Origin of the sequence: Actinosynnema sp. NPDC002837 (assembly GCF_040295345.1) — a bacterium.
Classification (GTDB): Bacteria; Actinomycetota; Actinomycetes; order Mycobacteriales; family Pseudonocardiaceae; genus Actinosynnema.
On the sequence record NZ_JBEOVG010000077.1, the window covers coordinates 1 to 13,016 of the forward strand.

The 13,016-nt window shown below is 72.7% G+C and carries 11 protein-coding genes; 5 read left to right on the forward strand and 6 right to left on the reverse strand.

Features of this window, described 5'->3' with window-relative positions:
* Positions 1-135: 135 nt before the first annotated feature.
* The 6 genes from ABTZ99_RS34590 to ABTZ99_RS34615 all read right to left on the reverse strand — a co-directional run bounded on the left by ABTZ99_RS34590 (position 136) and on the right by ABTZ99_RS34615 (position 7,757).
* Positions 136-1,062, reverse strand: a complete 927-nt coding sequence (locus ABTZ99_RS34590) for a Gfo/Idh/MocA family protein (protein WP_499617420.1) — start codon at positions 1,060-1,062, stop codon at positions 136-138.
* Positions 1,062-3,203, reverse strand: coding sequence for an alpha-galactosidase (locus ABTZ99_RS34595; protein WP_499617423.1), 2,142 nt, complete (start codon positions 3,201-3,203; stop codon positions 1,062-1,064). Before ABTZ99_RS34595 ends, ABTZ99_RS34590 begins: the two co-directional genes overlap by 1 nt.
* A 118-nt stretch (positions 3,204-3,321) precedes the next feature.
* Complete coding sequence (locus ABTZ99_RS34600) at positions 3,322-4,503, reverse strand: ROK family protein (RefSeq protein WP_499617426.1); 1,182 nt, start codon at positions 4,501-4,503, stop codon at positions 3,322-3,324.
* Between the two features lie 50 nt (positions 4,504-4,553).
* A complete protein-coding gene (locus ABTZ99_RS34605) occupies positions 4,554-5,420 on the reverse strand; it encodes a carbohydrate ABC transporter permease (protein WP_499617430.1) in 867 nt (288 codons plus the stop codon).
* Positions 5,417-6,355 carry a carbohydrate ABC transporter permease gene (locus ABTZ99_RS34610; RefSeq protein WP_499617432.1) on the reverse strand — a complete coding sequence of 313 codons (939 nt, stop codon included), beginning with the start codon at positions 6,353-6,355 and terminating at the stop codon, positions 5,417-5,419. Before ABTZ99_RS34610 ends, ABTZ99_RS34605 begins: the two co-directional genes overlap by 4 nt.
* Before the next feature lie 10 nt (positions 6,356-6,365).
* Positions 6,366-7,757, reverse strand: a complete 1,392-nt coding sequence (locus ABTZ99_RS34615; RefSeq protein WP_499617435.1) for an ABC transporter substrate-binding protein — start codon at positions 7,755-7,757, stop codon at positions 6,366-6,368.
* A 194-nt stretch (positions 7,758-7,951) separates the two neighbouring features.
* Here ABTZ99_RS34615 and ABTZ99_RS34620 point away from each other — a divergent pair, with 194 nt between their 5' ends.
* The 5 genes from ABTZ99_RS34620 to ABTZ99_RS34640 all read left to right on the forward strand — a co-directional run bounded on the left by ABTZ99_RS34620 (position 7,952) and on the right by ABTZ99_RS34640 (position 12,972).
* Positions 7,952-8,743, forward strand: coding sequence for a TIM barrel protein (locus ABTZ99_RS34620; protein ID WP_499617438.1), 792 nt, complete (start codon positions 7,952-7,954; stop codon positions 8,741-8,743).
* 4 nt (positions 8,744-8,747) lie between these two features.
* On the forward strand, positions 8,748-10,091 hold the full coding sequence (locus ABTZ99_RS34625) for an MGH1-like glycoside hydrolase domain-containing protein (protein ID WP_499617441.1): 1,344 nt from the start codon (positions 8,748-8,750) through the stop codon (positions 10,089-10,091).
* Positions 10,079-11,149, forward strand: coding sequence for a zinc-dependent alcohol dehydrogenase (locus ABTZ99_RS34630; protein ID WP_498778443.1), 1,071 nt, complete (start codon positions 10,079-10,081; stop codon positions 11,147-11,149). The genes ABTZ99_RS34625 and ABTZ99_RS34630 overlap by 13 nt, the downstream gene beginning before the upstream one ends.
* 144 nt (positions 11,150-11,293) lie before the next feature.
* A complete protein-coding gene (locus ABTZ99_RS34635) occupies positions 11,294-12,148 on the forward strand; it encodes a poly(ethylene terephthalate) hydrolase family protein (RefSeq protein ID WP_498778444.1) in 855 nt (284 codons plus the stop codon).
* A gap of 191 nt (positions 12,149-12,339) precedes the next feature.
* On the forward strand, positions 12,340-12,972 hold the full coding sequence (locus ABTZ99_RS34640; protein WP_499617444.1) for a hypothetical protein: 633 nt from the start codon (positions 12,340-12,342) through the stop codon (positions 12,970-12,972).
* Positions 12,973-13,016 lie beyond the last annotated feature (44 nt).

The window sequence follows — 13,016 nt, forward strand, 5'->3', positions numbered from 1 at the left end:
AGCCGGGCAGGCTTGGCGGACGCTTTTCCCGCCAGGCCTGCCCGGCTTTGGCCTGCCTGGGGTGCCCGTAAGGGCCCCATGTCAAATCGAGCCGGCCCCAACCACCACCCTGAGCGTTCAACACGCGAGGGCCGGTCAGCCGGCCAGGTCTCGCACCGTGCAGCAGAGTTCTTGGGTGCGCACGGCATCGGCGTAGTCACACACCAGCAGGCTCGGGTCCTGGTGCCGCACCGCGCTCAGGAACCGTTCGTCCGCGATCACCAGCGGGTCGCGGCCGACGGGGAGTTCGTGGCCGCCCTCGGCGTCCTCCCACCTCAACGCCTTGCTCGACAACGTCACCTTCCGCCCCTCGCAGAAGAACTCGATCCCAGCGTCCACAGTGCCGTGCAGGACACAGGTCGCCGTGAACACCCCCACCGCCCCCGAGCCGAACGCGAGCGTCGCCGCGCTCACCGTCGCCACGTCCAACCCGGGCTGGTCCACGAGCTCCGAACGCCGCGCCACCGCGTGCACCACCTCCGCCTCCCCGAGCAGGAAACGCGCCAGGTCGAACAAGTGCGTGGCCTGCTCGACCACCTGCCCACCGCTCTCCGCCTCGACCCGCCACCACGGCGCCGGCGGCACCAGCCCGTGCCACGCGGCCCGCACCAGGTGCGGCGGCGTCTCGGCGAGCATCCGGCGCAGCTCGGGGATCACCTCCATCCCCCGCCAGTAGTAGCCGGCGCAGGCCATCACCCCCCTGTCCCGCAACCCCGCCTCCACCCGACGCGGCCCGACCACGTCCGTCCCGATCGGCTTCTCGACGTAGAACGGCACCCCGGCCTCGATGAGCGCGTGCTCGATCTCCCCGTGGGCCGCCGGCGGAACGCAGATCCACGCCGCGTCCACCTCTTCCCGCGCCAGCAACCCGGCAGTGTCCCGGTACGCCCGACCACCCCACCGCGCCGCCGCCTGCTCAACCCCGGACCGCCCGACGTGACCGACGATCTCAACACCCAACCCGGCCAACGCCGCCGCGTGCCGACCCGCGATGTACCCGGTCCCGATCAACGCCACCTTCATCACGTCGCCTCCACCCCGCGCCAGACCTCGATCCGACTCCGCCAGTCCTCGGTGTGCCCGGGCGCGGGCGGCGGCGGGAACGCCGAAGGCAGACCCACCGCCATCAACGCCGCCCCGGTCGTCACGAGCCCGTCCCCCGCACGCCGGTAACGCCGCTCGGCGTCCAACCCCCGCAACCGGATCCGACGCGGCCCCTCCCCCACAGCCCCGCGCACCTGGTACACGAACACCACCACCTCACCCCGGTCACGGGACACGTACTGCACCGCGCACGGCCCGGTGTCCGACGGCGGCACGAGCCAGTGCTGGTCACCGTCGTGGATCGTCGGCCGCAGCCGCTTGTACTCGGCGATCAGCCCCGCCGCCCGCGCCCGCTCCTCCTCACCCCACCCCAGGATGTCGCCGGAGATCCCCAACACGCCCTGCATCGCGACGTGGAACCGGAACTCCGCCGGGCTGGTGCGGCCGGTGGTCGGCTCCGGCGCGTCGGCCACCCACCCGACCATCGCCCTCGGCGCGTAGGCACGGCTGAACCCGTACTGCACCCGCAAGCGGTCCGACGGGTCGGTGTTGTCGCTGACCTGCGCCAGGTCGGCCACACCGAGGATGCCCAGATCAGCCCGCCCACCCCCGCCCGCGCACGTCTCGACCATCAGGTCGGGGAACTCCGCGCGCAACCGCCCGATCACCTCGTAGACACCCCGGACGTGACGCACCCACACCTCGCGCCGCCGCGCCACCGGCGCCTGGGGCCAGCCCACCTCCGTGTACGGCCGGTTGTGGTCCCACTTGACGAAGTCGATCCGGTGTTCGCCCAACAGCGCGCGCACCCTCTCGAACACGCCCTCCCTCACGTCGTCCCGAGCGAAGTTGAGCACGAGTTGGTTGCGGGACAACGTGGTCTCGCGGTCCGGCAGGTGCAGCACCCAGTCCGGGTGGGCGCGGTGGAGGTCGCTGTCCGGGTTGACCATCTCGGGTTCCAACCAGATCCCGAAGTTCATCCCCAACCCGTGCACCTCGTCGATCAGCTCCCCCAAGCCCCGGGGGAACTTCACCGGGTCGACCACCCAGTCACCGAGCCCCGCGTGGTCGTCGGTCCGCCCCGCGAACCAGCCGTCGTCCACGACGAACAACTCGACCCCGAGCTCGGCCGCCCGCCTGGCGAGCCGGACCTGGTGACCCACCTCCACGTCGAACGACGTCGCCAGCCAGGTGTTGTAGTGCACGGGCGGCGGCGTGTCGCGGTGCCGTGCGGGCAGCACGTGGTCGCGCTGGTAGCGGTGCATCAGCCGGGCGGCCCCGTCGAGACCGCCGTCGCTGTGCCCGCACACCAGCGACGGGGTGCGGAAGCCCTCGCCCGGTTCGAGGTGCCAGGCGGAGTCGAACGGGTTCACGCCCGCGACCACGTGCAGCGCGTCGTTGCGCTCGGTCTCGAACACGATCGACCAGTTGCCGCTCCACGCCAACGCCCCGAACCAGACCGGCCCCTCCTCCCCCACCCTGCCGAGCGCGAACCAGGGGTTGGCCTCGTGGCTGGTGAACCCACGCCGGCTCTCGACCACCACCTTGCCCGGCGTCAGCTCGCGTCGGGTCAGCTGGTACTCGTCACCCCACCGGCCGTGCAGCGTCCACGACTCGTGGCGCGCGGGAGGCAGGCCGAGCACGGCGCTGGCGATGCGCTCCACCCGCAACGGCGCCGCGCCCCGGTTCTCCACCCGCACGTCACGCACCACGACGCCGTGCTCGACCACCGCCTCGAACCGGTGCTCCACCACGAGACCCGAACCCGGGTCCTCGAACACGAGCCGCAGCACGTCGTCCTCGACGTGGTCCTCGCGCAACGACAGCCGCGACACCGACGACCCGTCCTCCCGGACCACCACCAGACCCGGCTCCTTGAACGCCCGGTCGCCGTGCACCGAGTACGCCAGCGGCACGCCGTCGAGGAAGTGGGCCTGCGACGGCCGGTTCCACGGCGTGTGCGGCAGGTACGAATCACCGCCCAGACCACCGCCGTCGCCGCCCCAGTGGTCGAGCACCAACGCCCCACCGTCCGCGACGGACAGCAGCATCGCGTTCCACGCCGTGCGCACCAACCAGGCCGGTCGCCCGGCGCAGGTGGTCCGACTGATAGCAGGCATCGCTCTCCCTCGATCTCGAGAAATCGCCCGGCTTTCGACGTACCGGGCCCTCGTCGGCCTTCAGCCACGAGCCGCAGCAGCGTTCCGCCCGAGCCCCGGTCGGTGGCGCCGGCCGCGGTCAGCCCTCGGGCGCGAGCCGCGCGTCGACCGCCTCGGCCGAGAAGACCTGGTCGATCACCATGTGCCGCGCCCCGTGCACACCCGCCCGGTCGCCGAGCCGGCTCTGCACGACCGCCAAGCTGCTGGTCAACGCCGACACGGTCCGCTCGTACAGCCGCTCGCGCACCGCGATGAGGAGGTGCTCGCGGGTGAGCGCGAGGTCGCCGCCGATCACCACGACGGTCGGGTTGAGCAGCGCCACCGCCGTCGCCAGCACCTCGCCCAGCAGCAGGCCCGCGTCCCGGACCAACGTGATCGCGTCCGCGTTGCCCTCCAGCACGAGGCGCACGACGTCACGGCTGGTCCGCGCCTCGATCCCCCGTTCGGCGAGCTGACGGGCCAGCGCCGCCCCGCTCGCGTGCGCGGCCAGGCAACCGGTCGCGCCGCACCGGCACCGCGCGCCGTCCACCGGCCGGGCGATCCGGATGTGGCCGATGTCCCCGCCCTGGCCGGTCGCGCCCCGCTCGGGCCGCCCGCCGAGGATCACCCCGGCCCCGATCCCGGTGCCCACCTTCACGAACAGCAGGTTGTCCACGTCCGGGTAGTGCTCGCGGACCTCGCCCAGCCCCAGCAGGTTGGCGTCGTTGTCCACGAACGCCGGGCACCCCAGGGCGTCGGCGAGCGTCTTCGCCACCGCGGTCCCGTGCCAGCCGGGCATGATCGGCGGCTGCACGGGCCGCCCGGTCCGGAAGTGGACGGGCGCGGGCAGCCCCACGCCGACCCCGGCGAGCGTGGCCCGATCCCGGCCGGCGCTCTTCAGCAGCTCGCGGCACCGCCGGATCACGAGCTTCAGCACCACGTCGGGGTCCTGGCCGATCAGCAGGTCCTCGGTGCGCTCGCCGAGCATCCGCCCGCCCGCGTCGGTCAGCGCGAACCGCGCGTGCGTCGCGCCGAGATCGGCCGCCAGCACCAGCTTGTCGCTCTCCTCGAACGACAGCACCTCGGCCGGCCGGCCCGCCGTGCCGCGCCGCTGCTCGACCGCCCGGATGTACCCGGCGGAGATGAGCTGGCTGAGCCGCAGCGCGACCGTGGAGCGCGACAGGCCGGTGAGTTCCTGCAGGTCCTTGCGGGTCTTCACCCGACCGGACCGGACCAGCGCGAGGATCTCGCCCGGTGACGCCGTGAACCCGCTGCGCCCCACCCGGGATTCCCTCCTCGCCAGAGGTGTCGGACCCGCTGCCACCACCGCGTTCAGCCCTTCTCCGCGCCGCTGGTCAGCCCTTGTGAGAGTAGCCGTTCGGTCAGGAAGAACAGCAGCACCACCGGCACCGTGATCACGACCGACCCGGCCATGAGCACGGTGGTGGGGATCTCGATGCTGCCCGACAGCTGCGCGAGCCCGAGCGAGACGGTCCAGCTGTCGCGCCGTTCGACCAGGAAGAGCAGGGCGAACAGGAACTCGTTCCAGGCGATCATGAACACGAAGATGCCGGTCGCGATCACCGACGGCAGGGCCAGCGGCAGGCTGATCCGCCGGATGACGCCGACCCGGCTCAGGCCGTCGACCAGACCCGCCTCCTCGACGCTCGCCGGGATCGTGTCGAAGTAGTTCTTGAGCATGTAGATCGCCACGGGCACGGTCTGCGCGATGTAGACCAGCACCAGTCCGACCAGCGAGCCGCGCAGCTGCATCCGGGTGAGCAGCACGAACAGCGGGATCGCCAGCACGATGCCGGGGAACAGGTACACCGCCAGGAACAGCGAGCTGACGTGCCGCCTGCCGAAGAACTCCAGCCTGCTCACCGCGTACGCGCCGGGGATCGCGATCGCCAGCGCCAGCGCCACCGACGCCGTGGCCACGACGGCGCTGTTGCCCAGCAGGCTCAGGAACCCCTGACCGCCCCGCGCCACGGGCCGCAGCACGTCGACGTACGTGGCCAGGGTCAGCTCGCCGAGGTCGGGCAGCAGCGAGTCCGGCCGCCGCACCAGGTCCTCGATCGGCCGCACCGACAGCACCAGCATGGCGTAGAACGGCAGCAGCGTGGCGATCAGGAGGCACCCGATCACCACCGGCCGCAGCACGGCGATCACCGCCCGTTCGAACCGGTCGCGGGTCATGCGCCCGCCCCTTCCCGCCGCCGCAGCAGCCACAGGTAGGCGCCCAGCAGCACGGCCAGCACCAACGCCAGCAGCACGGACTGGGCGGCCGCGGCGCCGACGTTGCGCTGCACGGTCAGCAGCTCGTACACCCGCACGCTCACCACCTCCGTGCCCGCCGCGCCGCCGGTGAGCAGGAAGACGTCGTCGAACTCGTTGAACGTCCAGATGGTCCGCAGCACCACGAGCACCGCGATCACCGGCATCAGCTGCGGCAGCACGATGTGCCGGAACCGCTGCGTCGGCGTCGCGCCGTCCACGGTCGCGGCCTCCTCCTGCTCGCTCGGCAGCGCCGACAACCTGGCCAGCAGGAACAGGAACGCGAACGGGAAGTAGCGCCAGCCCTCGAACGCGATCACGGTGAGCAGCGCCGTGGGCACCGGCACGTCGAGGCCGAACAGGGTGATCTCGCCGCGTGCCCGCGACAGGAACGCGATCGGGTCGTCCCACCCGAACAGCCGCCTGCCCCAGCCGTTGACGAAGCCGAACTCCGGGTTGAGCAGCACCCGCCAGACGAACGTGACCGCCACGACCGGCGCCACGTAAGGGATGAGCATCGCGGCGCGCACGAACGACCGGCCGGGGAACGGTCGCCGCACCGCCAGTGCCGCGACCAGCCCCAACGCCACGGCGGCGAACGTCGAGCCGGCCGTGTAGACCACCGTCGTCCGCAGGCTGTCCCACAGCACGTCCGACGCGAGCACGCGGGCGAAGTTGTCCAGCGTGAGCTTCTCGAACAGCCCCGTGCGGCCCACGTCGATCAGCCGCACGCGCTGGAACGCGATCAGCACCGACCACGCCAGCGGCACGAGCACGACCGCGAGCACGATCAGGAGCGTCGGGGTGAGCAGCAGCAACCCGGTGCGGGCGTCGTGCCGCCTCAGCGTGCGCGCCACCGCGGGCCCGCTACTCGCCGAGTTCCCGGGCGAGGGTGGCGGCCTGCTCGCTCGCCTTGCGCGCCGCCGCGGGCGCGTCTCCACCGCCGTTCACGGCCTCGGCCAACGCCTTGGGCACGACCAGTTGCCCGGCGACCGCGCCCGCGAGTTCCGCTTTGCCCTGGGGGAAGCCCCACCGGCTGAAGCTGCGCGGGCTCTCCTGCACCACCCGCAACGTCTCCTCGTCGTAGAACTTCGACAGCGGCGCCTTGGTGTCGACGCCGACGTCGAGCGCGCGCCACGCCTCGACGTACTGCCGCGGGTTGTCCTTGGTGCCCGCGCGGACGGGCACCTTGCCCTCGGGCGCGATGGCCAGCCAGTCCCGGTACCCGTCGGTCATCAGGTGCTCGACGAGCTTCTTCGCGTCGTCCGTGGCGGCGTCCTTGAGCACCGCGAACGACGCCGTCTCGCCGAAGGTGGTCGGCTCGCCGCCGTCGGGCCCGCTCAGCGCGGCCACCACGCCGGTGTTCCTCGCCAGGAACGTCGGGTCCGCCTGGCACTGCGGGCACGTGGGCAGCGCGTCGTTGCGCAGGCCGGCGAGCTCGTCGAGCAGGTACGACGACCAGATCACCATCGCCGACCGGCCCGCGAAGTACGTGGCGCGCGTGGTGTCGACGTCCTGGTTGCCCGCCACCGAGTGCCGGGTGATCAGGTCGGTGTAGAACTGGAACGCGCCGACGCACTCGGGGCTGTGCAGCGCCACCTGCCCGTCGTCCCCGACGAGCCCGCAGCCGTTGGCGAGCGCGAGGTGCTCGAACGTCTGGTGGGTGAACACGTCGGCGGGCGAGGTGGCGGCGGTGATCCCGGCGACGTCGCCCTGATCGAGCCGTTCGGCGGCCTGCCGGATCGCGTCGTAGCTGGTCGGCGGGCGCAACCCGGCCGCGGCGAACAGGTCCTTGCGGTAGAACAGGAGTTGGGCCCACCCGTCGCTGGGCACGACGAGCTGCGCGTCGCCCTCGCGGGTCAGCTCCAGCGACTGCGGCGCGAACGTGTCCGCGCCGAGGCCGTCCACGATCTGCTTGGCCGCGTCGGTGTCGAGCAGGTCGTCGGTGCGCAACCGGCTCATGATCGGCAGGGAGATCGACCCGATCACGTCGGGCAGCTCGCCGGACGCGGCGGCCGAGGTCAGCACGGTGGTGAGCTGGTTCTCGGCGATCGCGACCACCTCGGTCTCGATGCCGGTCCGCTCGGTGAACCGCGCCAGCAGGCGTTCCTGGGCGCGCACGCGGTCGGCGGTGTCCTCGATGGTCCAGAAGACCAGCGGGCCGTCCGCCCCGCCACCGGGATCGCCGCTGCCGCAGGCCGACAGCACGAGGGCGACGGGCGCCGCGGCGGCGAGCAGGCGCAGTCCACGTCGGGTCATGGTTGCTCCCTTCCGGCGGTCCGCGACCTCTCACGGGCCGGGGCCGGGTGTTCGGTGGCGCCACTGAACACCCCGGTTTGTCCCGTGACAACCGCCAATCCGGACGTGACTTCGGGCCCGCACCCGGGGTGTTGGCAAGCCGTTCGCCGATCGGGCCGCACCGGGATCGGGATGCCGCATTGTCGTTTTGACTGATGACGGGATTAATGTCGGCCATGCCGCAGTGGAAGATCGCCTGTCAGGAGCAGCTGCTCCCGGGCGCCTCGATCGAGCAGAAGTGGGAGTTCGCGCAGTCGGCGGGTTTCGCCGGCATCGCGCTGCGCACGCGGGGCGGCGAGGCGTTCGCGAGCAGACTGGCCGGGCTGGAGCGCGCGGCCGGCAACGGTGTCGTGATGCCTTCCGTGCGCCTGGACGTGCCGCCCCACGTCGGTGACGTCGATCGGCAGGTGTCCTCCATCGCGGCGCTGGGTGCGCTGGCCGTGGTGGTGCCGGTGTCCGACACGCGCCGGGTGCCGCTGCCACGTTCGTCCACACAGGACAGCCCGGATCACGGCGCGCCGGCGCACGGCCTGCTGACCGACGGCCTGCGCCGCCTCGCCGAGCGGACCGCGCGGGAGGGCTTGTCGCTGTGCCTGCTGCCGGTCAACCGCTACGAGGGCCAGCCCGTCAACACGCTCGACCAGGCGGCGGAGCTGTGCCGCGCGGTGGGGTCCGCGCGGGTCGCGGCGGGCACGTTCCACATGAACATCGAGGAAGCCGACCCCGCCGGCGCGCTGCTGGCCGCCGGGCCGTGGCTCGGGCACGTCGAGCTCGCCGACTCCAACGGGCTCGAACCCGGCGCGGGTCACCTCGACTGGCCGTCGCTCTTCGCGGCGCTCGACGCCGCCGGGTACGAGGGGTGGGCGAGCGTCGCGTGCCGGCTGTCCGGTCCGGCCGACTCGGCGTTACCGGCGGCGGTCGGCGTGCTGCGCCAGGCGGGCGGATGAGGTGGTGACCATCGGGACGACACCGGAGCCACGCGCGCCGGACCTCGCCGACCTGCGGCGCAAGGCCGCCGCGACCCTGCTGCGGAACTGGCGCGGGTCGGCCACCGTGCCGACGAGCGCGCTCTACCCGCACCAGTGGAGCTGGGACTCGGCGTTCATCGCCATCGGCCAGGCGCACCTGAGCCCGCGGCGGGCGTTCGCGGAGCTGACCGCGTTGCACGGCGCGCAGTGGGGTGACGGGCGGGTGCCGCAGATCGTGTTCAACCCCGCCGTGCCGGAGGACGCCTACTTCCCCGGTCCGGCGTTCTGGCGACCGCTGCCGCGGCACGGGCCACCGGCCGGTGTGCCGACCACGGGCCTGGTCCAGCCGCCGGTGCACGCCGCCGCCGTGCTCGCCGTCGCCGAACGCCACCCCGGTCAGACCACCGACGCGGCCGTCCGGCGCCTGTACCCGCGGCTCGCGCGCTCGCACGACTACCTGTTCGAGCGGCGACGCGTGGCGTCCGGGCTGGTCGGCATCGTGCACCCGTGGGAGTCGGGGCTGGACAACAGCCCGGCGTGGGACGAGCCGCTCGGCGCGGTCGACCCCGGCCTGGCCGACGACATCACGGTCCTGCGGCGCGACCTGCGCCACGCCGACGCCGGGCACCGGCCGACGGACGACGACTACGCGCGTTACATGGGCATCGTCGCCGCCTACCGCGACCGCGGTTACGCCGACGACGACCTGCTCAGCCTGCCGTTCTGCGCCGTGGACCCGTTGTTCTGCGCGGTGCTCGCCTGGTCGGAGCACGCGTTGGCGACGCTCGCCCGGCGCGTCGGCGTCGACCCGGGCCGGCACGTCGAGCGGGCGCGGGAGTTGGCGCACCAGCTCCACACCCGGCTGTTCGACCCGGTGCTGGGGTGCTACGTGGCGCTCGACGCGCGCACCGGGCGCCGGCTCGCCAAGCGCACGGTGTCCGGCCTCGTGCCGCTGCTGCTGCCCGGCGGGCACCGGTCGGCGCTGCTGGCGACGCTCACCGGGCCGGCGTTCGCGGCTCCGGGCGTGCGCGGCGTGCCCAGCTACGACCTCACCGCGCCCGACGCCGACCCGCGCCGGTACTGGCGCGGACCGACGTGGCTGAACACCACGTGGTTGTTGTGGCGGGCGCTGCTCGCGCACGGCGAGACCCGCCACGCCGAACGGCTGGCGTCCGACATGGTCGGCCTGGTCTCCGGCGCCGGGTTCCGGGAGTACTTCCACCCGGTGACCGGCGAAGGTCTCGGCTCCGACCACTTCAGCTGGACGGCGGCGCTCCTGCTGGACGTCCTCGCGCGTGAACCGGAAGGGCGGCGATGGGAACGGTAGTGCGGCTGGACGCGCCCGGATGCGTCTCGATCACGGAGGAACCCGACCCGCCGCTGCACGCGACCGGCGTCCGCCTGCGCACGCTGTACTCGGGGATCTCGGCGGGCACGGAGCTGACCCAGTACCGCGGCACCAACGCGCACCTGGTGAAGACGTGGGATCCCGACACGCGCCTGTTCGTGCCGGGTCGGCCGGCGGTCGCGTACCCGACCGTGGTGGGCTACGAGGAGGTCGGCGAGGTGGTCGAGGTCGGCGGCGAGGTCACCGCGGTCCGGCCCGGCCAGGTCGTGTGGGGCGTGTGGGGGCACCGCTCGGGCACCGTGGTGGAGGAGGGGTACGCGGCGGCACGGGTGCTCGACCCGGCGGCGGACCCGGTGCTGGGGATCTTCAGCCACATCGGCTCGGTCGCGCTCAACGTCGTGCTGGACGCCGACATCCACGTCGGCGAGACGGTCGTGGTGTTCGGCCTCGGCGTGGTGGGGCAGATCGTCGCGCAACTCGCCCGGCGCAACGGCGCGCGGGTGATCGGCGTCGACCCGCTCCCGGACCGGCTGGAGCTCGCCCGGGCGCTGGGCGCGGACGTGGCGCTGGACGCCCGCGAGGGCGGGATCGCCGAGCAGGTCCGCGCGTTGACGTCCGGTCGCGGCGCGGACGTCGCCCTGGAGGTGAGCGGCAACCCCAAGGCGCTGCACGAGGCCGTCCGCACGGTCGCCTACAACGCGCGCGTCGTCACGGGCGGCTTCCACCAGGGCGAGGCGCGCGGCCTGTTCCTCGGCGAGGAGTTCCACCACAACCGGGTCGACCTGGTCTGCTCGCAGATCTCCGGCGTCGCGCCCGGTCTCGCGCACCGGTGGGACCGCGAGCGGCTCAACGCCACCGTCATCGACCTGGCGGTGGCGCAAGACGTGCTGCTGCGGCCGTTGGTGTCGCACGTAGTGCCGTTCACCGACGCCGCGTGGGCCTACGACCTGCTCGACTCCCGGCCGGACCAGGTGACGCAGGTGGTGCTGGAGTTCCCGGCGCCGGATGGGTACGACCACCGGCGCGGCGACGCCTAGCGCCCCGCCCCCTCGGCGGTGGCGTCGGCGGGACATCGGTGGTTTCGCCTGTCCCCCACGTCCTCGCTGGCCGCGGGTGGGTCCGGTGCGCCAGATTCCGATTGCGCCGCACCAAATCCACCTACGCCACCGATGGAGAAACCCATGCGATTGCGCAGTGCGATTCTCACCGTCCTCGCCCTGGCCGGGGTGCTGACCGCGACGAGCGCCGGCCCGGTCGGCGCAGCGGCCGAAACCGGGGCGCCGCCCTCGGTCATGGGCGGGTCCGGCCCCTACTCCGCGGGCTACGAGACGACCCTGAGGTTGACCAACCACACGATCTACCGGCCCAACACCCTGCCGACGGGCGTCAAGCTGCCCATCGTCGCCTGGGGCAACGGCGCGTGCCGCGCGGACGGGACGTGGTTCCAGAACATCCTGACCGAGTGGGCCTCGCACGGCTTCCTGGTCATCGCGAACGGCCGGCCGGGCGGCAGCGGCTCCACCGACTCGGACATGCTCGTCGACTCCATCGACTGGGCGATCGCCGAGAACTCCCGGCGCACCAGCAAGTACTACGGCCGGATCGACACCACCAAGATCGCCGTGATGGGCCAGTCGTGCGGCGGCATCGAGACCTACGAGGTGGCCGCCGACCCGCGGCTGACCACGACGGTGCTGTGGAACAGCGGCATGCTCAACGACTCGCAGAACTACCTGTTGCAGCGGCTGCGCGTGCCGATCGCCTACTTCATCGGCGGACCGACCGACATCGCCTACGAGAACGCGATGGACGACTGGCGACGGCTGCCCGCCGGGCTGCCCGCGTTCATGGGCAACCTCGACGTCGGGCACTTCGGCACGTTCGACCAGCCCAACGGCGGCGAGTTCGGCCGGGTCGGCGGGCACTGGCTCAAGTGGCACCTCAAGGGCGACCAGGCGAGCAAGGCGCAGTTCGTCGGCCCGAACTGCGGCCTGTGCGCCACCGAGTGGGACGTGATGCAGAAGAACCTGGTCTGACCTGCCCGAACGCCCCGTTGCCCGCCGCGGTCGTCGCGGCGGGCAGCGGTCGCGCCTGTGGTACGAACGGACCACAGCGCACAGGGCCGGGTGCGGCTACGGTCGGGGCCGTGCGGTCGAGGCGACTTCGGCCGCGTCCCCCTGTCACGCACGCGCACGCCGGCGCCGTTCGGCTTCGAGGAGATTCACCCATGCACGTCAATCGCACGCTGGTCGCTTCCGTGGGCGCGCTCGCGCTCCTGCTGTCGGCCTGCGGTGACGCCACCACGGGCACCGCCGCGCCCGCCGCCACCACCGAGGCGACGACGGAGGAGACCACGTCGAGCGCCGCGGCGAAGAGCTCGGCCACCACCACCGCCGACGCGCCGGCCGGCGACGTCACCGCCCCCGGCGCCAAGCTCAAGGTCGGCGAGCGCGCGGTGGTCCCGTTCAAGTACGGCTCGGACAAGAACGGCACGGTCGCCATCACCGTCACGGCGATCGACCAGGGCGCCAACGCCGACCTGGCCGCGTTCGGCGAGAAGGCCAAGGGCATCACCCCGTTCTACATCAGGGTCACCGTGGAGAACGTCGGCGGCACCGACCTGTCCTACAGCTCGCTGAGCCTGCGTGCGCTCGGCGCGGACGGCAAGGGCACCGGCGTGATCATCAGCGGTGACACGAAGCAGTGCGAGTCGGAGACGGCGAAGAAGGACTTCACCACGGCGGGCGCGAAGTACGAGACGTGCGTGCTCCAGGGAGCCCGCGAGGGCGCGACCGTCGCGGGCGCGAGCTACGCCAACGGCGACGGCTACGAGGACTCCCCGATCACCTGGTCGAAGTGACCTCAGGTCACCGGCTCACGGGCAGCTCGCAGACGCGGTAGCCG

Coding starts and splice junctions, on each gene's coding strand:
- ABTZ99_RS34640 (WP_499617444.1), top strand. CDS start 12,340: ATGCACGTCAATCGCACGCTGGTCGCTTCCGTGGGCGCGCTCGCGCTC.
- ABTZ99_RS34630 (WP_498778443.1), top strand. CDS start 10,079: ATGGGAACGGTAGTGCGGCTGGACGCGCCCGGATGCGTCTCGATCACG.
- ABTZ99_RS34590 (WP_499617420.1), bottom strand. CDS start 1,062: ATGAAGGTGGCGTTGATCGGGACCGGGTACATCGCGGGTCGGCACGCG.
- ABTZ99_RS34635 (WP_498778444.1), top strand. CDS start 11,294: ATGCGATTGCGCAGTGCGATTCTCACCGTCCTCGCCCTGGCCGGGGTG.
- ABTZ99_RS34620 (WP_499617438.1), top strand. CDS start 7,952: ATGACGGGATTAATGTCGGCCATGCCGCAGTGGAAGATCGCCTGTCAG.
- ABTZ99_RS34595 (WP_499617423.1), bottom strand. CDS start 3,203: ATGCCTGCTATCAGTCGGACCACCTGCGCCGGGCGACCGGCCTGGTTG.
- ABTZ99_RS34615 (WP_499617435.1), bottom strand. CDS start 7,757: ATGACCCGACGTGGACTGCGCCTGCTCGCCGCCGCGGCGCCCGTCGCC.
- ABTZ99_RS34605 (WP_499617430.1), bottom strand. CDS start 5,420: ATGACCCGCGACCGGTTCGAACGGGCGGTGATCGCCGTGCTGCGGCCG.